Origin of the sequence: Actinoplanes sp. NPDC023714 (genome assembly GCF_040639855.1) — a bacterium.
GTDB lineage: Bacteria > Actinomycetota > Actinomycetes > Mycobacteriales > Micromonosporaceae > Actinoplanes.
Genome location: NZ_JBFAAR010000002.1, coordinates 1 through 22,429 on the forward strand (window position 1 = coordinate 1; position 22,429 = coordinate 22,429).

At 69.9% G+C, this 22,429-nt stretch carries 17 protein-coding genes; 12 read left to right on the forward strand and 5 right to left on the reverse strand.

Going from position 1 to position 22,429, the window contains the following annotated elements; all coding sequences use genetic code 11:
• Positions 1–209: 209 nt before the first annotated feature.
• A complete protein-coding gene (locus tag AB0G10_RS07800) occupies positions 210–845 on the reverse strand; it encodes a TetR family transcriptional regulator (RefSeq protein ID WP_360917990.1) in 636 nt (211 codons plus the stop codon).
• 84 nt (positions 846–929) lie between these two features.
• Between AB0G10_RS07800 and AB0G10_RS07805 the strand changes: the two genes are divergently transcribed.
• The 5 genes from AB0G10_RS07805 (at position 930) to AB0G10_RS07825 (ending at position 5,618) form a co-directional block, all read left to right on the forward strand.
• Complete coding sequence (locus tag AB0G10_RS07805; RefSeq protein ID WP_360917991.1) at positions 930–2,078, forward strand: acyl-CoA dehydrogenase family protein; 1,149 nt, start codon at positions 930–932, stop codon at positions 2,076–2,078.
• A 10-nt stretch (positions 2,079–2,088) separates the two neighbouring features.
• Positions 2,089–2,832 carry a 3-oxoacyl-ACP reductase FabG gene (gene fabG / locus AB0G10_RS07810; RefSeq protein WP_360917992.1) on the forward strand — a complete coding sequence of 248 codons (744 nt, stop codon included), beginning with the start codon at positions 2,089–2,091 and terminating at the stop codon, positions 2,830–2,832.
• A gap of 36 nt (positions 2,833–2,868) precedes the next feature.
• Positions 2,869–4,026, forward strand: a complete 1,158-nt coding sequence (locus AB0G10_RS07815) for an acyl-CoA dehydrogenase family protein (RefSeq protein ID WP_360917993.1) — start codon at positions 2,869–2,871, stop codon at positions 4,024–4,026.
• Positions 4,027–4,222: 196 nt separating this feature from the next.
• On the forward strand, positions 4,223–4,939 hold the full coding sequence (locus AB0G10_RS07820) for a trypsin-like serine protease (RefSeq protein WP_360920638.1): 717 nt from the start codon (positions 4,223–4,225) through the stop codon (positions 4,937–4,939).
• 64 nt (positions 4,940–5,003) lie between these two features.
• Positions 5,004–5,618 (forward strand): hypothetical protein, encoded by a 615-nt coding sequence (locus AB0G10_RS07825; RefSeq protein WP_360917994.1) that lies wholly within the window; start codon positions 5,004–5,006, stop codon positions 5,616–5,618.
• Here AB0G10_RS07825 and AB0G10_RS07830 read toward each other — a convergent pair.
• Entirely contained in the window at positions 5,557–6,270 is a 714-nt protein-coding gene (locus AB0G10_RS07830; protein WP_360917995.1) for a response regulator transcription factor, read from the reverse strand. The two genes, AB0G10_RS07825 and AB0G10_RS07830, sit on opposite strands and share 62 nt — an antisense overlap.
• Entirely contained in the window at positions 6,267–7,547 is a 1,281-nt protein-coding gene (locus AB0G10_RS07835) for a histidine kinase (RefSeq protein ID WP_360917996.1), read from the reverse strand. Before AB0G10_RS07835 ends, AB0G10_RS07830 begins: the two co-directional genes overlap by 4 nt.
• Positions 7,548–7,678: 131 nt before the next feature.
• On the opposite strand from AB0G10_RS07835, the gene AB0G10_RS07840 reads away from it, so the two are divergent.
• The gene (locus AB0G10_RS07840; protein WP_360917997.1) at positions 7,679–8,239 is read left to right on the forward strand and encodes a hypothetical protein; all 561 of its coding nucleotides are present in this window, start codon (positions 7,679–7,681) and stop codon (positions 8,237–8,239) included.
• 10 nt (positions 8,240–8,249) lie between these two features.
• On the opposite strand, the gene fxsT is transcribed toward AB0G10_RS07840, so the two are convergent.
• Together fxsT and AB0G10_RS07850 are read right to left on the reverse strand one after the other, a co-directional pair.
• Positions 8,250–10,931: an FxSxx-COOH system tetratricopeptide repeat protein gene (fxsT, locus tag AB0G10_RS07845; RefSeq protein WP_360917998.1), complete on the reverse strand. Its 2,682-nt coding sequence runs from the start codon at positions 10,929–10,931 to the stop codon at positions 8,250–8,252.
• Positions 10,932–11,059: 128 nt separating this feature from the next.
• The gene (locus tag AB0G10_RS07850) at positions 11,060–12,466 is read right to left on the reverse strand and encodes an FAD-dependent oxidoreductase (protein ID WP_360917999.1); all 1,407 of its coding nucleotides are present in this window, start codon (positions 12,464–12,466) and stop codon (positions 11,060–11,062) included.
• A gap of 208 nt (positions 12,467–12,674) precedes the next feature.
• Between AB0G10_RS07850 and AB0G10_RS07855 the strand changes: the two genes are divergently transcribed.
• From AB0G10_RS07855 to yicI, 6 genes are all read left to right on the forward strand, one after another.
• Complete coding sequence (locus AB0G10_RS07855; protein WP_360918000.1) at positions 12,675–15,584, forward strand: glycoside hydrolase family 3 C-terminal domain-containing protein; 2,910 nt, start codon at positions 12,675–12,677, stop codon at positions 15,582–15,584.
• A 289-nt stretch (positions 15,585–15,873) separates the two neighbouring features.
• Entirely contained in the window at positions 15,874–16,890 is a 1,017-nt protein-coding gene (locus AB0G10_RS07860; protein WP_360918001.1) for a LacI family DNA-binding transcriptional regulator, read from the forward strand.
• Positions 16,891–17,039: 149 nt separating this feature from the next.
• Entirely contained in the window at positions 17,040–18,338 is a 1,299-nt protein-coding gene (locus tag AB0G10_RS07865) for an extracellular solute-binding protein (RefSeq protein WP_360918002.1), read from the forward strand.
• Positions 18,339–18,389: 51 nt separating this feature from the next.
• A complete protein-coding gene (locus AB0G10_RS07870; protein WP_360918003.1) occupies positions 18,390–19,277 on the forward strand; it encodes a sugar ABC transporter permease in 888 nt (295 codons plus the stop codon).
• 38 nt (positions 19,278–19,315) lie between these two features.
• Positions 19,316–20,161 (forward strand): carbohydrate ABC transporter permease, encoded by an 846-nt coding sequence (locus AB0G10_RS07875; RefSeq protein WP_360920641.1) that lies wholly within the window; start codon positions 19,316–19,318, stop codon positions 20,159–20,161.
• A 9-nt stretch (positions 20,162–20,170) separates the two neighbouring features.
• On the forward strand, positions 20,171–22,420 hold the full coding sequence (gene yicI / locus AB0G10_RS07880; protein ID WP_360918004.1) for an alpha-xylosidase: 2,250 nt from the start codon (positions 20,171–20,173) through the stop codon (positions 22,418–22,420).
• Positions 22,421–22,429 lie beyond the last annotated feature (9 nt).

Below are 22,429 nucleotides of genomic sequence, written 5' to 3' on the forward strand. Positions count from 1 at the left end.
CCACCAACCCACCAAGGACTACATCGCCCGCCGCACCGCCGAAGGCCGCACCCCACGCGAGGTCACCCGCAGTCTCAAACGCTACATAACCCGCCAAATCTGGCGCATCCTCGAAGCCACCGCTTGACACCAAACCTCACAGATCTTGTGACTCCGCGCAGGAGTCCGCGATCTTGTGAATTGGGGCGGGGGCGGGTGTGTGCGGATCATCAAGATCGGGGCGGGGTGGAGCTGTGGAGGCGGGCGGCCAGGCCGTCCACGAACATTGTGAGGGCGAACTCGAAGCTGTCGCGGTCGACCGCGTCGGCGTGCTCGCGCAGCCGGTGCGCGTCGCCGAGTGCGGGATAGCGGTCGAGGTAGACCTGCACGTCGTCGACGAAGCCGCGTGAGAACGAGCCCATCGCGGCGCCGACGACCAGGTATTTCGTCGAGGCGCCGATCATCGTGGCCTCGCGGGCCGGCCATCCGGCGGCGACCAGGCCGCCGTGGACCGCGTCGGCCCGGCGCAGCGACGCGTCGCGCTGCCCGGGGCCCTGCGCCAGGAACGGCACGATGTTCGGGTGCTCGGCGAGCGCCGCCCGGTAGGAGCGCGCCCACGCGAGGAGGCCCTCGCGCCAGCCGTCCTGGAAGGCGCTGACATCCACCTTCTCCATGATCTCGCCGGCCACGTCGTCGAGGAGCTGCTCCTTGGTCGGGTAGTGGAAGTACAGCGCCGGCGCGCTCACCCCGAGCGCCGCCGCCAGCTTGCGCATGCTGAACCCGCCGAGCCCGTCCCGATCGATGATCTCCAGCGTGGCGGACCGGATGCCGGCCTGACTCAGCAGCGGGGTGGTCGGCCGTGGCATGGCTCGCTCCTGCCGTTGTTTTATCTAACGCTGTTAAGTTAGCATCCGACGTGAAACCTGACAGCGTTAGTTTTAGGAGTGTCCGTGGATCTCGGCCTGAGCCAGGAGCAGGAACAACTCCGCGACCTCGCCCGTGACTGGGTGGAACGGGAGGTCGTCCCGCACGTGACCGAATGGGATCGCGCCGAGCAGGTCGACCTGAAGATCGTCGGCAAGCTCGCCGAGCTGGGCTTTCTCGGTCTCGGCATCGCCGAGGAGTTCGGCGGCTCGGGCGGCGACTTCCTCTCCTACATCCTGATGATGGAGGAGCTCGGCCGCGGCGACACCTCGGTGCGCGGCATCGTGTCGGTCTCGCTCGGCCTGGTCGCGAAGAGCATTCAGGCGTACGGGACGGACGCGCAGAAGCGGCAGTGGCTGCCCGGCATGTGCGCCGGCGAGACCCTGGGCTGTTTCGGTCTCACCGAGCCGGGGACCGGCTCCGACGCGGGCTCGCTGACCACCCGGGCGGTGCGCGACGGCGACGACTGGCTGATCACCGGCGAGAAGATCTTCATCACCAACGGCACGTGGGCGGGCGTGGTGCTCGTCTTCGCCCGTACCGGAGGCCCGGGTCCGAAAGGGATCACCGCCTTCCTGGTGCCCGCCGACGCGCCGGGCCTCACCCGGCGCGAGATCAAGGGGAAACTCGGGCTGCGTGGTCAGGCGACGGCTGAGATGACCTTCGAGGGTGTACGGGTCAGCGACGCGAACCGTCTCGGCCGGGAGGGCGGCGGCTTCAAGATCGCGATGTCGGCCCTGGACAAGGGGCGGATCGCGGTGGCGTCCGGGTCGGTCGGGCTGGCCCGCGGCTGCCTCGAGGCGGCCGTCGCGTACGCCCAGGAGCGCACCCAGTTCGGCAAGCCGATCGCCTCCTACCAGCTGGTCCAGGAGATGCTCGCGGACATGGCCGTGGAGACCGACGCGGCCCGGCTGCTCGTCTGGCGGGCCGCCGACCTGGTCGACCGGGGCCGGCCGTTCGGCACCGAGGCGTCGATGGCGAAGCTGTTCGCGACCGAGTCCGCCGTTAAGGCCTCCAACCAGGCGATCCAGGTGTTCGGCGGGTACGGCTACGTCGACGAGTTCCCGGTCGGCAAGGCCATGCGCGACGCCCGCGTCACCACGCTCTACGAAGGCACCAGCCAGATCCAGAAATTGCTCATCGGCCGTGCGTTGACCGGGATCAACGCTTTCTGAGGGGGTTCGTGTGAGTCGGGTAGCCATCGTCACCGGCGCCGCGCAGGGAATCGGCGCGGCGACCGCGCTGCAGTTCGCGTCGGAGGGGGCCGCCGTAGCCGCCCTCGACCTCGGCGACTGCTCGTCCGTCGTCGAGCAGATCCGGGCCCGGGGCGGGACCGCCGCCGGTTTCGCCTGCGACGTGTCCGACGAGGCCCAGGTCGACGCCGTGATCGACAAGGTCGCGGCCGAGTTCGGCGGCGTGGACGTGCTCGTCAACAACGCCGGCGTGCTGCGGGACAACCTGCTGCACAAGATGTCCTCGTCGGACTGGGACATCGTCATGAACGTGCACCTGCGCGGCGCCTTCCTGTGCAGCCGGGCGGCCCAGCGCCACATGGTCCCGCGTCGCAGCGGCAAGATCGTCAACACGTCGAGCGTCTCGGCGCTCGGCAATCGGGGCCAGGCCAACTACTCCGCCGCGAAGGCCGGAATCCAGGGTCTCACTCGTACCCTTGCCATGGAACTCGGACCGTTCGGCATCAACGTGAATGCGGTGGCGCCGGGCTTCATCGTCACCGAGATGACCGACGCGACCGCGGCCCGGGTCGGCGTCTCCTCCGCCGACATGCAGGCCAAGGCCGCCGAGATCACGCCGCTGCGCCGGGTCGGCCAGCCGTCGGACATCGCGAACGTGGTCGCGTTCCTGGCCAGTGACGCGGCGTCCTTCATCACCGGCCAGACCATCTACGTCGACGGCGGACGCCGGCTCTAGGTCTCTCCTCCCGATCTCCTTCCGATTGGAACTGAAATGCGTCGCACCGTCTTCACCGAGGACCACGAGGCCTTCCGCCAGACCCTGCGGACCTTCATCGAGGCCGAGGTGGTCCCCTACTACGACGACTGGTTCGTGGCCGGCGAGGTGCCCCGCGAGCTCTACAAGAAGCTGGCCGAGCTGGGCCTGTTCGGCATCGAGGTGCCGGAGGAGTACGGCGGCGCCGGCATCGACTCGTTCAAGTTCGCGGCCATCCAGACCGAGGAGACGACCCGGGCCGGCGTCTCGTTCGGCGCGTCCGGGGCGCACGTCGCGCTCTGCCTGCCGTACCTCATGGACCTCGGTACCGAGGAGCAGAAGCGGCGCTGGCTGCCCGACTTCGTGTCGGGCGACGCCATGTACGCGATCGCGATGACCGAGCCGGGCACCGGCAGCGACCTGGCCGGCATGAGCACGACGGCCAAGCTCTCCGAGGACGGCACCCACTACGTCCTCAACGGCGCGAAGACGTTCATCACCGGTGGCGTGAACGCCGACAAGGTGATCGTCTGTGCCCGTACGTCGCCCGCGAAGCCGGACGACCGCCGCTACGGCATCTCGCTGCTGGTCGTGGACACCAAGGCGCCCGGCTACTCGGTCGGCCGCAAGCTCGACAAGCTCGGCCTGCGCACGTCGGACACCGCGGAGCTGGCCTTCGTCGACGTCCGGGTACCGGTCGAGGACCTGCTCGGCGAGGAGAACAAGGGCTTCTCGTACCTCGGCAAGAACCTGCCGAAGGAGCGCCTGTCGATCGCCTACGGCGCGTACGCCCAGGCCGCCGCCGCGGTCCGGTTCGCCAAGCAGTACGTGCAGGAACGCAAGGTCTTCGGCCAGCCGGTCGCCTCGTTCCAGAACACCAAGTTCGAGCTGGCCGCCTGCCAGGCCGAGGTGGACGCGGCCCAGGCCGTCGCCGACCGGGCGCTGGAAGCCCTCGACGCGGGGGAGCTGACCGCGGCCGAGGCGGCGTCGGCGAAGCTCTTCTGCACCGAGGTGGCGCACCGGGTGATCGACCGCTGCCTGCAGCTGCACGGCGGGTACGGGTTCATCAACGAGTACCCGATCGCCCGCCTCTATGCGGACAACCGGGTCAACCGCATCTACGGCGGCACCTCCGAGGTGATGAAGATGATCATCGCTAAGGACATGGGGTTGTAGGGTCCGCCCAGAACCTTGCTGGTCGTTCTGTGGAGGCGCCGGCCGCCCCGCCCGCGCCGCAGGCGCGGACGTGGCGGCGCCATCCTGCGGGGGTAGGGCACCGAGTGGGATGTATCGACGTTCGTCACTTTCTGTCTAGGGTCGGGGCTACCCCCTGACAGGCAGAAAGGACGAACGCATGCGCTCCGTTCCCCGGATGCTCCTCGCTGTCGCCATCGCCGTGGCCGGCTTCTTCGGCCCGGCAACCGCCGCCTCGGCCGACACCCCCGACGTCGGCCCGCTGGTCGTCGGCGGGCAGCCGGCCAGCGAGAACTACTCGTTCATGGTCTACGTCTCCGGCTGCACCGGCTCGCTGATCAAGGCGAACTGGGCGGTCACCGCCAAGCACTGCCCGACCCCGTCGACCGTGCGGGTCGGCAGCGTCAACCGCACCAGCGGCGGCACCGTGGTCTCGGTGGTCCGGGCCGTCAACCACCCGCGGATCGACGTGAAGCTGCTCCAGCTCGGCTCCTCGGTCTCGTACGCCCCGGCGCCGATCCCCTCGGCGTCCGGCGCCGTCGGCACCGCGACCCGGATCATCGGCTGGGGCCAGACCTGCCCGCAGCGCGGCTGCGGCTCCACCCCGGCCGTCGCGAACGAGCTGAACACCTCGATCGTCGCGGACAGCCGCTGCTCCGGCATCGACGCCGCCTACGAGATCTGCACGAACAACACGAACGGCAACGCCGGTGCCTGCTACGGCGACTCCGGCGGCCCCCAGGTCCGTCAGGTCAGCGGTCGCTGGAACCTGATCGGCGTGACCAGCCGGGCCGGCAACAACAGTTCGACCTGCGCGACGGCGCCGTCCATCTACGGCGACCTGCCGTCCATCCGCGCCTGGGTGAACACCCAGGTGGGCGGGCTGCCCGCATAGAACGTCAGCGCGGCGGGCCGGTGCGGATCAGCGCCGGCCCGCTCCCGCCGATAGGCTGCCGATCATGGCTCTCCTCCACAAGCAGGCAACGATCATCCCGTCCAAGCTGGAGCTGCTCGCGGCCTGGCTGCCCTCGCGCTCCTGGTTCGCCGGCTCCGGCGAGGTCACCCGGGTGGCCGCCGGCCGGTTCGACGACCCGGCCGGTGAGGTGGGGATCGAGACGATGATGGTCCGCGCCGGTGACGGCCCGGTCCTGCACGTGCCGCTCACCTACCGGGCCGCCCCGCTGGAGGGCGCCGAGGCGCACCTGATCGGTACGACCGAGCACTCGGTCCTCGGCAAGCGCTGGGTGTACGACGCCACCGGCGACCCGGTCTACGTCGCGGCGCTGACCGAGGTGATCGGGTCGGCCGGGCACGAGGCGGTCCAGGAGTTCGAGGACGGCGAGTCCCGCGAGTCCGACTTGAAGCTGACCGGCAGCGGCGCCACGGTGCCGGCGGCCGGCGAGGTCACCGGGCACCGGGACGGGGACCCGACCGTGGTGGAGACGGCCGGTCTGACGCTGACCGTGAACCGTGTCCCGCTCATCGCGGTCGACCCGGACGACGCCGGGGTGCTCACCGCGTGCTGGTCCGGTCAGGAGACGCCGGTGGTCCTGGTTCATCTGCATTCGCGCTGAGTCCCGGCGTCACCAGGCCGTGCTCGTACGCATAAACCACGGCCTGGACCCGGTCGCGCAGATCCAGTTTGGTCAGCAACCGGCTCACGTGGGTCTTCACGGTGGCGTCGGAGAGGTGCAGGCGTGCCGCGAGCTCGGCGTTGCTGAGACCTCGCGCGACCAGCCGCAACACCTCCAGCTCGCGCTCGGTGAGCCGGTCGGTGGCCCGCGCCGCCGCGGTGGCCGGCGGCGGCACCCGCAGGAACCGGGTGATCAGCCGGCGGGTCACCGCGGGCGCGAGCAGGGCGTCGCCGGCCGCCACGGTGCGGATCGCCTCGGCGAGCTGGCCGGGCGGCGCGTCCTTGAGCAGGAAGCCGGCGGCTCCGGCGTGCAGCGCCTCGTAGACGTACTCGTCCAGGTCGAACGTGGTCAGCACCAGCACGTGCGGCGCGCCCGGGCCGGCGGTGATGCGCCGGGTCGCCTCGATGCCGTCCATCCGCGGCATCCGGATGTCCATCATGACGACGTCCGGCGCGAGCTCGGCGGTGGCGCGCACGGCCTCCGCCCCGTCGCCGGCCTCGCCCACCACGGTGATGTCGGGCTGGGCGGCGAGCATCCCGGCCAGACCGGATCTGATCAGCGCGTGATCATCCGCTACGAGAACCCTGATCATGTCGTCTCCCGTGGCAGGTGCGCGGTCACCGTGAATCCCTCGCCGTCCGGCCCGGCGGCGAGCGTCCCCCCGTACAATCGTGCCCTCTCCCGCATGCCCACCAGCCCGCGCCCAGGTCCCGGTGCGGTGGCGGGCGGCATGCCGCCCGCGTCGGAGATCTTCAGCTCGATGGCGGCGGCTTCATAAGAAAGACCCACTTCGGTACGGGCGCCGGCCGCGTGCCGCCGGACGTTCGTCAGCGCCTCCTGCACGATCCGGAACCCGGCCAGGTCGACGCCTGGCGGAACCGTGCCGCGCTGACCGGAAATGGTCAGCGTTACGGGTAGGCCGGCCGCGCGCGCCTCGTCCACGAGATCGGCGACGCGCTCGAGGGTCGGCTGCGGCAGCAGATCGGCGCGGGTGTCGTCGTCGCGCAGCACGTCGAGTACGTGCCGCATCTCGGTGAGCGCCTCCCGGGCGGTCGATCGCGCCGCCGCTATGTGCCGGCGGGCGCTCTCCGGATCCAGGGCGATCAGCTCCTCGGCGGCGCCGGCCTGGACCGCCACGATGGACAGCGAGTGGGCCACGACGTCGTGCAGCTCCCGGGCGATCCGGCGGCGCTCGGCAGCGGCGGCCCGTTCCTCGGCGGCCGCGCGTTCGGCGGCGGCTTGCGCTGCCCTCTCCTCGGCGGCGGCGCTCTCGGCTGCTGCTTGCGCTGCTCGCTCGTCGGCGGCGGTCTTCGCTATGGCGGCCTGCTCCGCCGCTGCCTGGGCGGCCTCGGCCTGGCCCACGCGGATGCGGATCAGTCGGCCGGCCACCCAGGCGCCGGTCACGAAGAAGGCGAGGATGAAGACCTGGCCGACGTCCGGCTCGTCGGAGTAGTACCCGAGCGGGAAGAGCGCCAGCATCGCCGCGACCGTGGCGACCCCGCCGAGCACCGCCCACCCGGTCCGGCGCCCGTGCAGCGCCACCGAGAACGTGGCGACCAGCAGGCTCGGGAACGGGAACGTGCTGTCCTCCGGCCCCGCGACGGTCAGCACCCGGGCGATCAGCACCGCGATGATCACACCGAGCACCGCGAACGGCACCCGGCGGCGCAGCACGAGCGGCGCGGTCACCGCGACGGCGAAGACCACGCGCTGCCAGAGCTGACCGATTCCGATCTGGTCGGGCCCGAGCTCGACTCCCGGCGCCAGCACCGCCTCGATCAGCGCCCAAGCGCCGAGCAGCCCGGCGAGCATGACGTCGGCGCGCGGCGGCCGCCGGGGCACCCGGGAGAGGGTGATCAATGCGTCCACGGCGGAACCATAACCACCCGCGCGGCGCGCGGGCGTCATCCTCCGGGTGCGTGCGAATCATCATTCCGGGGTACGAGCGGACGACCGCAGCCCGACGTGCCGGCCGGTCCCGGATACCTAATTTGATCGGCATGACTACGACCTCGACGAATCCCGTGTCCGTATCGGTTCAGCCCGCCGTCGCCGGGGCCGCGGCGGCCGGCGCGGCCCTCTCCGCGGTGGGCGGCGCGATCCAGGCGGTCCGCTCCGACGACGGCAATCCCCTGGTGGGCACCTCCGAGCACGTGCTGCTCGCGTTGATCGCGGTGGCGCTGGTGCTGTGGATACCCGGCTACCTCGCGCTCGGACGGCTCACCGGCACCCGCACCGGCCGGATCGGCGCCTGGCTCGCGGTGATCGGAAGCGGACTCCTGGCGGCCGGGATGACAAGCACCAACCTGCACGATCAGGACTACTCCTGGTTCCCGGTCGTGGCCGCCCCGGCGAACCTGCTCTGGCTGGCCGGCTCGATCCTGCTGGCGGTGGCGACCTGGCGTACCGGCGTGCTGCCCCGCCCGGCCGCCGCGGCCCTGGTCCTGGTCTGGCTCAGCTCGATCATCCTGTCCCAGCTGGGCGGCAACCTGATCGCGGGGGCTGTCTGGGCCTTCCTCGCCTGGACCCTCCTGGCCGCGAGCCGCCGCCCCACCCCCTGATCCGATCCGGTCAGCACAGCGGAAGCTCCACCGGGCACTCCGCCCACTCCCGGCGGTGCAGCGCGGCCATCGGCGTGGGATCGCCGTCCCGCTCGCCGGACAGCCGGGTCTCCAGGTCGGTGCGCAGGGCCCGCGCCTCCTGTGGCCGGCCGGCCCGCCGGAGAGCCTTGGCCAGATCGGCACCAACCCTCAGCGTGTACGGATGATCGGCCCCCCGGACGGCTACCGAGGTGTCGTAGGTCTGCCGGAGCAGGCGGCAGGACGCGACGTGTTCGCCGGCGATGGACAGGTCGATCCCGCGTCCGGCCGCGGCGCAGAGGGTCACCCAGTGGTCGTCGCCGAAGACGCCGGCCACGAGCGGTGCGGTCTGCTCGTCGTGCCGCGCGGCGGCCGCGTGCTCGTCGTTGCTCCGTTCGGCCACCGCGGTGTTGACGAGCGCCGCGATGGTCGCCGGGTGATCGGGGCCGTACATCCGCCGATGGTGTTCCACCGTGGTCCGGGCGAGAGCGAGCGACTCGCGCGGATACCCGGCGCGGAGCGCGTTGGCCGTGGTCATCGCCATGGCGAGGGTGTCGGGATGGCCGGGCCCGAAAACCGTCCGGTACCTGTCCAGCAGCTGCCGGCTCACGACCGCGGCCCGCTCGTGCTCGCCGATCCCGGTCAGGATGAGCGCCCGCGCACGGAGCGGCGGCGACAGGTACCTGTTCGGCGTCAATCCGTGCTGCTCGATGCGGGACTGGACGGAGTCCACGATGGCGAGCGACCGCCGATAGAGGCCGAGGTAGTAGAGGTCGGTCGCGCAGGCCATCTGCGAGAAGAGCGTCATCACGTGGTCGGGCCCCAGGGTCCGCCGGCGCAGCGCGAAGGCCTCCTCGTTCAGCGCGAGCGCCTCCCGGAAGCGGCCCAGGAAACGCAGATCGATCGCCAGGTTGTTGCTGACCGCCGACGTCCAGAAGCCGTCCGGCCCGTACGTGGCGCGGCAGCGTTCGAGGTTGAGCAGGTCCGACTGGTAGGCCCGCCGGTAGTCGCCGGCGAGGCGCAGGTTCGCGCCGTAGCTGTTCGCGGCGCGCAGGGTGACCGGATGGCCGTTGCCGAGGGCCCGCCGGGATCTGCCGAGCACCTCCTCCAGGAGCACCTTGGAGAGTGGCACATCGCCGAGATCACGGGCGGCGCTCGCCACCCAGAACGCCGCGTACAGCGTGTTCACGTCGCTCGGCCCGGACTTCGCGGCCCACTGGCGCCAGGCCTCCTCGGCGAAATCCCGGCAGCTCTCGGCGTCACCCCGGTTGAACAGGTAGGTCAACTGGCGGAGCACCAGCTCCTGGATCCGCCGATCACCGCTGCCGAGGCAACCGGCCGAGCGCAGATGAGGGGTGATACCGGCGTGGGCGGACCACGACTCCGGGTCGGCGGCGTCACCGGCCGCCTCGCCGGCGGCCGCGAGCAGGGTCTGTGCCGCGAGCCGGAGCTCCTCCCGCCGTTCCGCGCCGACCCGGGCGCGGACGACGGCTTGCACGAGGCGGTGCAGCTGGATCGTCCCCCGAACCGGATCGAGCTTGGCGAGGGACAGCTTCCCGATGTGGGTCAGTGCCTGGTCCAGCCGGAGCGGGTCGTCGAGCACCGCCTTCAACATGGCGGGCACGTCGTCGCTGAGCCGGAAAATCCGGCGGTCGATCGGCTCCGGCCCGAGGAACGCGGTCAGTTCGAGCAGTGCGACCGCCGCGCTGTCCGTGGTGGCGAGGCGATCCAGCGCGACACCCCAGGTGGCGGCGACCGACATCGGGTAGTCGGTGGGCCGGTTGGCGTCCAGCAGATCCCGGGTACGCGCCGACAGCAGGCCGAGGTACTGGGGGACCGCGGTTCCGGAAGCGTCGATCCAGGCCGACGCCTGTTCCAGGGCCAGCGGCAGGTCACCGAGCTGCCCGGCGAGCTGTTCGGCGTCCGCCTCGCTGACGCCGGGGTTGCGCCGGCGCAGCAGGGCCACGCTCTCGTCGCGCTCCAGCACCTCCACCTCGATCGTGTCGCCCACGCTGGACCAGCCCCGGTCCCGCGAGGTGATGAGCACCCGGCCGGTGGAGTGCGGTGGCGCAGCCTCGGGCAGGTGCCGCTGAATCGACGACGGCTCCTCCGCGTTGTCGAAGATGATCAGCCAGCGCCGGAACGGGACGCCGCGCCGGAGCGCGTCCCGGACCAGATCGAGGGTCCGCTCGGTGTCCTCGGACTCGGGGAGGCCCATCGCCTCCGCGATGCGCAGGTACGCGGTCCGGAGTGAGGCGGGCTGCTCGGCCGGGATCCAGGCCACCAGGTCGAATCGGTTCTGGTGGCGGTGGGCGTACTCGATGGCGAGGTGGGTCTTACCCACGCCGCCGAGGCCGTACAGCGCGTGCGGGACCAGGGCGGTGACGCCCTGACTCTCCCCGGGGCGGCGATCGAGCAGGGCGAGGAGCTCCTCCCGCCCGGTGAAGTGCCGGCTCCGTGGCGGAACGTCGAGCCAGACCGGCGGACCGGCCGGCTGCTCCGGTCGACGCGGGGGAGCCGCCGGGGACGGCCGGCCCCGCTCCACCGCGATGCTCAGCGCCGACGAGGCCACCACCACGCCGGCGAGCGCGGCGAAGAGCCACGGATTCCACCCGGAAGTGAGCACGTTGGTGAGCCATCCACCGGCGGCGACCACGACGGGGACGGTGCCCACGAGCAGTGCGGTACGGATACGGCGAGGGTCGCGGGCTTCCACCAAGCGGCGCCACCTCCAGTCGAACTGGCGGTGGTCAATCTACTACGGTGAGTCACCCGGAGGGCATCCCCTGGTCAGCCGAATGCTCAGATCAGCTCGTCGGCCTTGCGGGCGGCTATCAGCACCGGGTCCCAGACCGGGGCGAAGGGTGGGGCGTAGCCCAGATCCAGGGCGGTCATCTCGGTGACCGTCATGCGATTCCAGATGGCGATCGCGAAGGCGTCGATGCGCTTGGCGGCCTCGGTCCTGCCGACGATCTGGGCGCCGAGGAGCAGGCCGGTGTCCTTCTCGGCGATCAGTTTGACGGTCATCGGCACGGCGCCGGGCATGTAGCCGGCCCGGTTCGTCGACTCGACCTTCGCGGTCACGAAGCGGTAGCCGGCCGCCTCCGCCTCCTTCGACGACAGGCCGGTGCGGGCCACCTCCAGGTCGCAGATCTTGGTGATGCCGGTGCCGACGATGCCGGGGAACGTCGCGTACCCGCCGCCCAGGTTGATGCCCGCCACCCGGCCCTGCTTGTTCGCGTGGGTGCCGAGCGGCACGTGCATCTGGCGGCCGCTGACCCGGTTGAGCACCTGCGTGCAGTCGCCGGCGGCCCACACGCCCTCGACGATGCCGTCCGGGCCGGTGACCCGCTGGCGCAGATCGGTGGCGAGCCCGCCCGTCGCACCGAGCGGAATCCCGGCGTCGGCGGCCAGCTTCGTGTTCGGCCGGACCCCCAGCCCGAGAACGACGATGTCCGCCGGAATCGTCCCGGAATCGGTCACCACGGCACGCACCCGCCCGGAGCCGCCGCGGGTAGAGGAGCCGCCGCCGGCAGAGGAGGCGGAGGTCTCGAGGGCGGAGACCGTGGCGTTCATGCGCAGCGAAATGCCCAATTTGTCGATGGACTGCGCGATCAGCTCGCCCATGTCCGGGTCGACGGTCGCCATCGGCTGCGGCGCCCGCTCCACCAGGGTGACGTCGAGGCCGCGCACCATCAGCGCCTCGGCCATCTCCACCCCGATGTACCCGGCGCCGATCACCACGGCCGTCTTGGCGCCGACCGACGAGATCCAGGCGTCGACGGCCGCGCCGTCGCCGAGGGTCTGCACCCCGAAGACGCCGTCGATGTCGCCGGACGCCCACTCCGGGCGCACCGGCACGGCGCCGGCCGCGTAGACCAGCTCGTCGAAGCCCTCGCTGAACTCGCGCGAGCCGTCCCGGACCGTCACCGTCCGGGCCGAGAGATCGATTCCGGTCACCTCGTGGCCGGTGCGTGCGTCGATCCCGTGCTCGCGGAAGGTCGCCGGATCGCGGGCGATCAGCGCCTCCGGGCCCTCGACGAAACCGCCGATCCAGTACGGGATCCCGCACGCCGAGTAGGACGTGAAGTCGCCCCGCTCGAACGCGAGGATCTCCAGGTCGCCTGCCTTGCGCCGCTTGCGGGCCTGCGCGGCCGCCGACATCCCGGCCGCGTCACCACCGATGACGATCAGTCGCACCCGGTCCATTCTGCCGTAAGCGTCCAATTCTGTTACGGCCGTATTTCCGGAAAGCTGCCGGGGATCGTTGCCTTTCACATCAGCCGAGATCTATGGTGACCGCACCGCGTCCGAACCCACCACCCCTGCACCACACCCCGTCATCGAAGCGCTTCGACAGCGACAGGCGAAGCGCGATCTCGTGATGCCCGGATCCACACCAGCCATGGAGACGATCATGCGAAAACGCGGTCTGGCCCTCTTCGCCGCCGCCCTGCTGGCAGTGCCCCTCGCGCCCGGCGCCGCCAGCGCTGCCGACCCCGGATATCCCTTCCGCGATCCGAGCCTGCCCCTCGAGACCCGCCTCGACGACCTGCTCGGCCGGCTCACGCTGGACGAGAAGATCTCGCTGCTGCACCAGTACCAGCCGGCCATTCCTCGGCTCGGCATCGGCGTCGCCAAGTCGGGCACCGAGGCGCTGCACGGCGTCGCCTGGTCGAACAGCTACGCCCAGAACGGCGCGAAGATCGACGCCACCGCCACGGTCTTCCCGCAGGCCGTCGGCCTCGCCAGCACCTGGGATCCGGAGCTGCTGCGCCGGGTCGGCTCGGCGGTCGGCGACGAGCTGCGCGGATTCCACGCGCAGGACCCCGTCGTGTGGGGGCTCAACACCTGGGCGCCGGTCGTCAACCTGCTCCGCGACCCGCGATGGGGCCGCAACGAGGAGGGTTACTCGGAGGACCCGCTGCTCAGCGGCGCTGTCGCTACGGCGTACGGAAAGGGTCTTCAAGGTGTTGATCCTGACCACCTGAAGACGGCGCCGACGCTGAAGCACTACGCGGCCTACAACAACGAGACGAAGCGGGACGTGACCTCGTCGAACGTGCCGCAGCGGGTGCTCAACGAATATGACCGAGAGCCCTTCCGGATCGCGCTCGAGAACGACGCCGCCACCGGCGTGATGGCCTCATACAACCTGATCAACGGGCGGCCCGCGACCGTGGATCCGGACCTGCGGGGGATCATCCGTCGATGGACGGAGCGGCGGCTCTTCAACGTGAGCGACGCCTGGGCGCCGACCAACCTGACCGGCTCGCAGGCCTACTTCGCGACCCAGGCCGAGGCGAACGCCGCGATCCTGAAGGCCGGCCTGGACAGCTTCACGGTCAACGACACGAACGCCGTCCCGACCGTCACCGCGATCAACGAGGCGCTCGACCGGGGCCTGCTCACCGAGGCGGAGATCGACGAGTCGGCCGGCAACGCGCTGAGCATCCGTTTCCGGCTCGGCGAGTTCGACCCGGACGGCGGTCCCTACGCCAAGATCGGCCCCGAGGTGATCGACAGCCCGGCGCATCGGGCGCTGGCCCGGGAGACCGCGGCCGAGGCCGCGGTGCTCCTCAAGAACGACAGGGGCGCGCTGCCGCTCAAGCCGGGCGGTGACGTCGCGGTGGTCGGCCCTCTCGCCGACAAGCTCTACACCGATTGGTACGGGGGACAGCTGCCCTATGAGGTGACGGCCCTCGACGGCATCACGGAGCGGGCCGGTCGCGTCACGACCAGCTTCGGCGCCGACCGGATCGCCCTCAAGGAGGTCACCACCGGCCGCTATCTGAACGCCACCGACGGCCCGGCCGGCCTCGGCTCTTCGACGGCGACCACCGCGGCGCAGTTCGACACGGTGGACTGGGGCGACGGCGTCTCCACCCTGCGCAGCGTCGCGAACGGCAAGCTCCTCGGGTACAACTGGGGGCCGTTCGTCACCGCCGAGACCCACCCGACCGGCTGGTACGTCCAGCAGCAGTTCAAGGTCGAGGAGCAGGCCGACGGCACGGTCGTGCTGCATTACGCGGGCTACGAGACGCAGGAGTCGTGGTTCGGCGCGAACACCTATGTCACCGTGGGCGCCGACGGCAACCTCGCCCTGGGCGCCCCGACCGCCGCGGGCGCCGCGAAGTTCAGCAGGGAGCTGCTGGTCGACGGGGTCGCGCAGGCCGCCGCCACCGCGGGAAAGGCGGAGAACGCCGTGGTCGTCGTGGGCACCGACCCCTTCGTGGCGGGCCGCGAGGTGCACGACCGCACGTCGCTGGCCCTCGGCGCCCGCCAGGAGGCGCTGATCAAGGCGGTCCGCGCGGCGAACCCGGACACCGTGGTCGTCCTGCAGAGCAGTTATCCGCAGTCGATCACCTGGGCGCAGAAGCACGTGCCCGGCATCGTCTGGACCACGCACGCCGGCGCCGAGACCGGGCACGCGATCGCCGACGTGCTTTACGGCAGCGTCAACCCGTCGGGCAAGCTCACCCAGACCTGGCCGCGCTCGGAGGATCAGCTGCCGGCCGACCTCAACGAGTACGACATCATCAAGACCGGTCAGACCTACCTTTACAGCGACGAGAAGCCGCTCTACTCCTTCGGGCACGGCCTGTCCTACACGTCGTTCCGCTACGGCCGGCCGGTCGTGAAGGACGGCCGGGTCAGTGTGACGGTCACGAACACCGGCCGGCGTGCCGGTGACGAGGTCGTCCAGCTTTACACCCACCAGCGCACCTCCCGCGACGTCACCCCGGCGAAGCAGCTGCGCGATTTCCGCAAGGTGCACCTCGCCGCCGGGAAGTCGGCGACCGTCACCTTCGCGCTGGACAGGCGGGACCTGGCGCGCTGGGACGTCACCCGGCAGCGCTGGGTGGTGGAGACCTCGGTGCACGACATCCTCCTCGGCTCGTCGTCGAGCGACATCCGGCAGCGGGCGGCCCTCGCCGTGAAGGGCGAGACCATTCCCGCAAGGGACCTCACCAAGAAGACGCGGGCGGAGGCCTTCGACGTGTACGAGGGCGTGCGACTTCTCGACGAGACGAAGGAGAGTGGCACGGTCGTGGGCGCCACCGGCGCCGGTGGCTGGATCGGCTTCCGCGACGCCGCCCTGCGCGGCGGCAGGAGGTTCGAGGTCCGTGCGTCGGGCGCCGGGTCCGTGCAGGTCAGGCTGGGATCACCGACCGGACGCCTGATCGGCACGGCCACGGTCCCCGACACGGGAAGCCCCTATGTGTACGCGTCGGCGACCGCCGCCCTCACTTCGGTGACCGGCCGGCACGACGTCTATCTGGTGCCCGGTCCCGGCCTGAGGCTCGCCACTTTCAGCATCGCCTGACGCTCCCGGGTGGACGCCGCCCGCGTGTTGAGTCGGGGCGCGATCCGGACCTCAACTCAACACGCGGAGGGCGTTCACCGGTTGCGTGTTGAGTGGGGGCGCGATCCGGACCTCAACTCAACACGTGGAGGGCGTTCACCGGTTGCGTGTTGAGTGGGGGCGCGATCCGCACCCGAACTCAACACGCGGGAATGGCGTCCCTCCGGCCGAATGACGTGATCAGCGAAGTCAGTAGGATTCGACGAGGGGAGCGGTCTTGGTGAAGGACCGGGCGACATGGGGAGGCACTGTGCCGACGATCAACGACGTCGCCCGGGCGGCCGGGGTGTCGCCCAGCACGGTGTCCTACGTTCTGAGTGGCCGCCGCCCGATCTCGGCCGAGACGCGGGCCCGGGTGCAGGCCGCGATCGCCGAGCTCGGCTTCCATCCGCACGCCGGGGCCCGCGCCCTGGCCAGCAGCAAGACCAATGTGATCGCGCTGGTCGCGCCGCTGCGGGTGGACGTCAACGTGCCGGTCATCATGCAGTTCGCGACGGCCGTGGTGACCGCGGCCCGGTCGCACAACCACGACGTGCTGCTGCTGACCAAGGACGAGGGCACGGCCGGCCTGGAGCGCGTCGCGCACAGCACCATGGTGGACGCGTTGATAGTGATGGACCTGGAGCGCGACGACGTCCGCATCCCGGCGCTGCGCCGGCTCAAGCAGCCGTCGGTGCTGATCGGCCTGCCCGCCGACCACACCGGGATCGCCTGCGTCGACCTCGACTTCGGCGCCGCCGCGAAACTGGCCCTCGAACACCTGCACGGGCACGGTCACCGGCGGATCGGCCTGGTCGGGCCGTCGCCGGCCGTCTATCGGCGGCAGACGACGTACGCGGACCGGTTCCTCAGCGGCTTCCTGGAGACCTCGGCCGAGCTCGGCCTGCGGACGGTCACGCACCCGTGCGAGCCGGGCGCCGCGGGCGTACGCGACTGCATGGCCGACATCGACGCCCAGCTCGACGGCCTGACCGCGCTGGTCGTGCACAACGAGGAGGCCCTGCGCCCGCTGCTCGACCTGCTGCAGGCGAGCGGCCGCCGGGTCCCCGACGACATCTCGATCGTCGCGATCTGCCCGCGGGACGTGGCGACGAGCATGCCGGTCGATCTCACCTCGATCGACATCCCGGCTCACGACGTCGGCACGCTGGCGGTGGAGACCGCGATGCGGCTGCTCGACAACCGCAGGGTGGACTACACGATGCTCCTCGCGCCGAGCCTGGTCGAGCGGAACAGCTGCAAGGAAATCTCCCCGTCACACCGTTGACATGAACGGCGCTCGTTCCCTAGCGTCTCCGGCAAGGCCATCGTCGAAGCGTTTCGACGCGGAGTCGTCGAAGCGCTTCGACGATGCGCCAACCTGCCTCTCACCGCGAAATCCCGAAATCCCGAAACCCAGTCCCCCTGGGAGGACCTGTGTTCAAATCCCGAGCTGTAGCCGCCGTGCTGCTGGCGACATCCCTGGTTCTCGGCGCCTGCGGCGGTGGCGACGACGCCGACGAGGGCGCCGACGCGAAGACGCTGACCCTCTGGCACTACGAGGGCCCGAACAGCGCCATGGGCATCGCCTGGAACAAGGCGATCGAGCTGTTCAAGTCGAGCCACCCCGGCGTCGAGGTGAAGTTCGAGGAGAAGGGCTTCGAGCAGATCCAGCAGAACGCCCAGATGATCCTCAACTCGGACAGCGCGCCGGACATCATGGAGTACAACAAGGGCAACGCGACCGCCGGCCTGCTCTCCAAGCAGGGCCTGCTCACCGACCTGACCGAGCAGGCGGCCGCGCGCGGCTGGGACTCCAAGCTGAGCCCCAGCCTGCAGACCACCGCCAAGTACGACGAAGACGGCATCATGGGCAGCGGCAAGTTCTACGGCGTGCCCAACTACGGCGAATACGTCATGGTCTATTACAACAAGGACCTGTTCGAGAAGTACAAGATCGCCGTGCCGACCACGTTCGACGAGTTCACCAAGGCGATGGACACCTTCGTCCAGAACAAGATCACCCCGCTCGCCGTGGGCGGCGCCGAGTACCCGGCCCAGCAGATCTTCTACGAGCTGGCGCTCTCCAAGGGCGATCGCGCGTTCGTCGACGACTACCAGCTCTACAAGAACAAGGTCGACTTCAAGGGTCCGCAGCTCACGTACGGCGCCCAGACGTTCGCCGACTGGGTGGGCAAGGGCTACATCTCCAAGGACTCGGCCGGCATCAAGGCCGAGGACATGGGCGTCTCGTTCACTCAGGGCAAGTTCCCCATCCTGTTCTCCGGAAGCTGGTGGTACGGCCGCTTCGCCGAGGAGGTCAAGGACTTCGAGTGGGGCACCTTCCTCTTCCCCGGCAACACGCTGCACCCGGGCTCGAGCGGCAACCTCTGGGTGGTCCCGGAGAAGAGCAAGGCCAAGGCGCTTGCGTACGACTTCATCGACATCACCATGTCGCCCGAGGTGCAGGCGCTGCTCGGCAACAGCGGCGGCGTGCCCGTGGCGGCCGACGTCGCGCAGATCACCGACCCGAAGAACAAGGAGCTGATCGAGAACTTCAACAAGCTCTCGAGCAGTGACGGCCTCGCGTTCTACCCGGACTGGCCGGCCCCCGGCTACTACGACGTACTGGTCGCCGGCGTGCAGGGCCTGATCAACGGCTCGAAGACGCCCGACGCGTTCCTCGACGAGATCGCCAAGCCGTACGACGAGAACCTGGCCGACCTCGGCAAGTAGGTGAGTCGCGGGCGGTGGGCGACCACCGCCCGCCTCGCGGAAGGAACGGCCATGCAACGGAACCGCGGGTACGCGATCTACCTGATCCCCGGCGTCATCGCCTCGCTGGCGGTGATCGTCGTGCCGCTCGTCATGACGGTCTACGTCAGCTTCACCAAGTGGACCGGCGTGGGCAGCCCTCGCTGGGTCGGCTTCGACAACTACACCAGGCTGTTCCAGGACACCCTGTTCTGGCAGTCGTTCGGGCACATCGCGCTGCTCATCCTCGCCATGGCCGTGGTGCCCACGCTGCTCGGCCTCTTCCTCGCGGCGGTGCTCTTCGACTACGTAGCCAAGCACTTCGGCGACCGCTGGGCCGGCGCGCTGCGGTCCGGCTACTACCTGCCGCAGGTGCTGCCGGTCGCGGTGACCGGCATCGTCTGGGGCTGGATCCTGCACCCGGACTACGGCGCGCTCAACAAGATCATGGAGTCGATCGGCCTCGGCGCGCTCACCCGGAACTGGCTCGGCGACCCGGACTACGCGCTCTACAGCGTGATGGCCGTGATGATCTGGTTCCAGCTCGGCTACCCGATCGTCATGTTCATGTCCGGCCTCTCCCGGATCAACCCGGAGCTCTACGAGGCGGCCGACCTCGACGGCGCGAGCTGGTGGCAGCGGTTCCGCAAGATCACCGTCTACATGATCCGTCCCGAGTTCTACGTCGTCATGATCACGACGACGATCGCGGCCCTGAAGATCTTCGGGCAGGTCTTCGTGCTCACCCGGGGCGGTCCCAGCAACGCGACCCTGGTGCCGTCCTACTTCGCCTACAAGAACTTCTTCGAGAAAGCCCAGGTCGGGTACGGGTCGGCGATCTCCACGGTGCTGACCGTGCTGATCATCGTGCTCGCGTTCGTGTTCCTGAGGCTCCAGCACAGGGCGGAGGAGTCGAAGTGACGGTCGTAGCCACGCCGGCTGACACTCGTACGAAAGAAATGGGGTCGCCGAAGGCCGCCAAACACCGCAACCCGGTGAAATTCGGGGTGCTCGCCGCCCTGGTGGTCCTTCTCCTGCTCATGGTGGGACCGCTGCTCGTGGTCGCGGTCAACGCGGTGAAGAGCCCGGCCGAATACGCCGGAAGCGGGCCGCTGTCGATTCCGACCCACCTCTACTGGGACGGCATCGTCGACTTCTGGAACCGGGTCAATTTCGGTCAGAAGCTCTGGAACAGCTTCATCACGAGCCTCACCGTCGCGGTCCTCGGCGTCGTGCTGAGCATCCTGAACGCCTACGCGCTCGGCATCGGCCGGGTGAAGGGCCGCGTCTGGTTCCTGGTGTTCTTCCTGGTCGCGAACCTGCTGCCGCAGGAGGTGCTGGTCTACCCGCTGTACTACATCGGCAAGGAGATCGGCCTCTACGACAACCTCATCTCGATCATCATCATCTTCACGGTGATCCAGAGCGCGTTCGGGACCTACCTGCTCACCTCGGTCTACTCGGAGTTCCCGCGCGAGCTGCTCGAGGCCTCCGCCATCGACGGCGCCGGTAGGTGGCGGACGCTGTGGCGGGTCGTCGTGCCGGTCAGCCGGCCGACCCTCGCGGTGCTCTTCACGTTCTTCTTCATCTGGACGTGGAACGAGTTCTTCCTGCCGTTGATCTTCCTGATCTCGAACGACAACCAGACCGTCCCGGTCGCGCTCGGCGTCCTCCAGGGCGATCGCATGATGGACGCCACCACGACCAGCGCCTCGGCCCTGATCGGCATCCTCCCCGCGATGCTCTTCTTCCTCCTCTTCCAGCGGACCCTCACGCGCGGCATCGCCGCCGGTGCCATCAAGTAAAGGATCTCCATGAAGTTCACCGACGGCTATTGGCGCAAGCGGGACGGGCTGACCGTGCTGCACCCCGCGCACCTGCTGGACAGCTCGGTCACGCCGGACTCGCTCACCGTCTACGCCGCCGTGAAGCCGGTCCGGGGCCGCGGCGACACGCTGAACGCGCCGCTCATCACGGTCACCGCCACGGCGCCGGCGCCGGACGTCATCCGGATCACGATCGACCACTTCCAGGGACCGGTCGCGAAATTTCCGAATTTTTCGCTTACGTCATCGCCGGTCGAGCCCACGGTCGACGGCGTCTCGATCACCTCGGGCGCGCTGACCGCCCGCTTCTCCGACGGCGAGCACTGGGGCCTCGACTTCCTGGTCGACGGCGAGCGGATCACCGGCAGCGGCTGGAAGGGGATGGGCGTCGTCGACACGGCCGACGGCCGGTCCTACGTCCACGAGCAGCTCGACCTCGGCGTGGGGGAGACCGTCTACGGTCTCGGCGAGCGCTTCGGCCCGCTGGTCAAGAACGGCCAGAGCATCGACGTCTGGAACGAGGACGGCGGCACCAGCAGCGAGCAGGCCTACAAGAACGTCCCGTTCTACTTCACCACCGGCGGGTACGGCGTCCTGGTCGACCACCCGGGCAAGGTGTCCTTCGAGGTCGCCTCCGAGATGGTGTCCCGCACCCAGTTCAGCGTGGCCGGGCAGAGCCTGTCCTACCTGGTGATCCACGGGCCCACGCCGGCCGACGTGATCCGCAAGTACACCGCGCTGACCGGGCGCCCCGCGCTGCCGCCGGCCTGGTCGTTCGGCCTCTGGCTGACCACCTCGTTCACCACCTCGTACGACGAGGACACGGTCAACAAGTTCATCGACGGGATGGCCGAACGCGACCTGCCGCTGTCGGTGTTCCACTTCGACACGTTCTGGATGCGCGAGTTCTCCTGGTGCGACTTCGAGTGGGACACCCGGACCTTCCCGGACCCGCCGGGCATGCTGAAGCGGCTGGCCGGCCGGGGGCTCAAGGTGTGCCTCTGGATCAACCCATACATCGCGCAGCGGTCCCCGCTCTTCGCCGAGGGCAAGGAGAAGGGCTACCTGGTCCGGCGCGCCAACGGCGACGTGTTCCAGTGGGACCTGTGGCAGGCCGGGATGGGTCTCGTCGACTTCACCAATCCCGAGGCGCGGCAGTGGTACGCGGACAAGCTGCGCCACCTGGTGGACATGGGCGTCGACGCGTTCAAGTCCGACTTCGGCGAGCGCGTGCCCACCGACGTGGTCTGGCACGACGGCTCCGACCCGGAGCGGATGCACAACTACTACACGCAGATCTACAACCAGGTCGTCTTCGACGTGCTGCGCTCATCGAAAGGCGAAGGCGAAGCCGTCCTCTTCGCCCGTTCCGCGACCGTCGGCGGTCAGCAGTTCCCGGTGCACTGGGGCGGCGACAACTCCAGCACGTACGAGTCGATGGCGGAGAGCCTGCGCGGCGGGCTGTCGCTCATGTCGTCCGGCTTCGGCTTCTGGAGCCACGACATCGGCGGCTTCGAGGGGATGCCCGACCCGGCGGTGTTCAAGCGGTGGATCGCGTTCGGCCTGCTGTCGTCGCACAGCCGGCTGCACGGCAGCACGTCGTACCGGGTGCCGTGGAACTTCGACGAGGAGTCCTCGGACATCCTGCGGAGCTTCACGCACCTGAAGTACCGCCTCATGCCGTACCTCTTCGGCGTCGCCCGGGAGGCGCACGACACCGGCCTGCCGGTGATGCGCCCGATGGTCGTCGGCTTCCCGGACGACCCGGCGGCCGCCTACCTCGACCGGCAGTACCTGCTCGGCGAGGACCTGCTGGTGGCGCCGGTCTTCAGCGAATCCGGCGACGTGCGCTACTACGTCCCGGCCGGCCGCTGGACGCACTACCTGACCGGCGAGGTCGTCGAGGGCCCGGGCTGGGTGCGCGAGACCCACGGCTTCGACAGCGTGCCACTGCTGGTCCGGCCGGGCGCCGTCATCCCGGTCGGCGCCCGCACCGACCGTCCCGACTACGACTACCGCGACGGCGTCACCCTCCGCCTCTTCGAGAACCCCGCCCCGGGTACGACGATCCGCGTGCCCGGTCCCGCAGGCGAGACCACGACCTTCACCGTCGCCCGCGACGACGCCACGCTGACCGTCACCCGCTCCGGCGACGCCCTGCCGTGGAAGGTCCAGCGCGGCGCCGAGGTGACCGAGATGGCCGCCGACCAGGAAAGCTGCACCCTGACCCTCGGGTAGGCAGCCGCG

What these genes read in the sequence shown, in the direction of transcription:
- AB0G10_RS07800 (WP_360917990.1), bottom strand. Translation starts at nt 845, where the DNA reads ATGCCACGGCCGACCACCCCGCTGCTGAGTCAGGCCGGCATCCGGTCC.
- AB0G10_RS07815 (WP_360917993.1), top strand. Translation starts at nt 2,869, where the DNA reads ATGCGTCGCACCGTCTTCACCGAGGACCACGAGGCCTTCCGCCAGACC.
- AB0G10_RS07820 (WP_360920638.1), top strand. Translation starts at nt 4,223, where the DNA reads ATGCTCCTCGCTGTCGCCATCGCCGTGGCCGGCTTCTTCGGCCCGGCA.
- AB0G10_RS07825 (WP_360917994.1), top strand. Translation starts at nt 5,004, where the DNA reads ATGGCTCTCCTCCACAAGCAGGCAACGATCATCCCGTCCAAGCTGGAG.
- AB0G10_RS07830 (WP_360917995.1), bottom strand. Translation starts at nt 6,270, where the DNA reads ATGATCAGGGTTCTCGTAGCGGATGATCACGCGCTGATCAGATCCGGT.
- AB0G10_RS07840 (WP_360917997.1), top strand. Translation starts at nt 7,679, where the DNA reads ATGACTACGACCTCGACGAATCCCGTGTCCGTATCGGTTCAGCCCGCC.
- AB0G10_RS07850 (WP_360917999.1), bottom strand. Translation starts at nt 12,466, where the DNA reads ATGGACCGGGTGCGACTGATCGTCATCGGTGGTGACGCGGCCGGGATG.
- AB0G10_RS07855 (WP_360918000.1), top strand. Translation starts at nt 12,675, where the DNA reads ATGCGAAAACGCGGTCTGGCCCTCTTCGCCGCCGCCCTGCTGGCAGTG.
- AB0G10_RS07870 (WP_360918003.1), top strand. Translation starts at nt 18,390, where the DNA reads ATGCAACGGAACCGCGGGTACGCGATCTACCTGATCCCCGGCGTCATC.
- AB0G10_RS07875 (WP_360920641.1), top strand. Translation starts at nt 19,316, where the DNA reads ATGGGGTCGCCGAAGGCCGCCAAACACCGCAACCCGGTGAAATTCGGG.
- yicI (WP_360918004.1), top strand. Translation starts at nt 20,171, where the DNA reads ATGAAGTTCACCGACGGCTATTGGCGCAAGCGGGACGGGCTGACCGTG.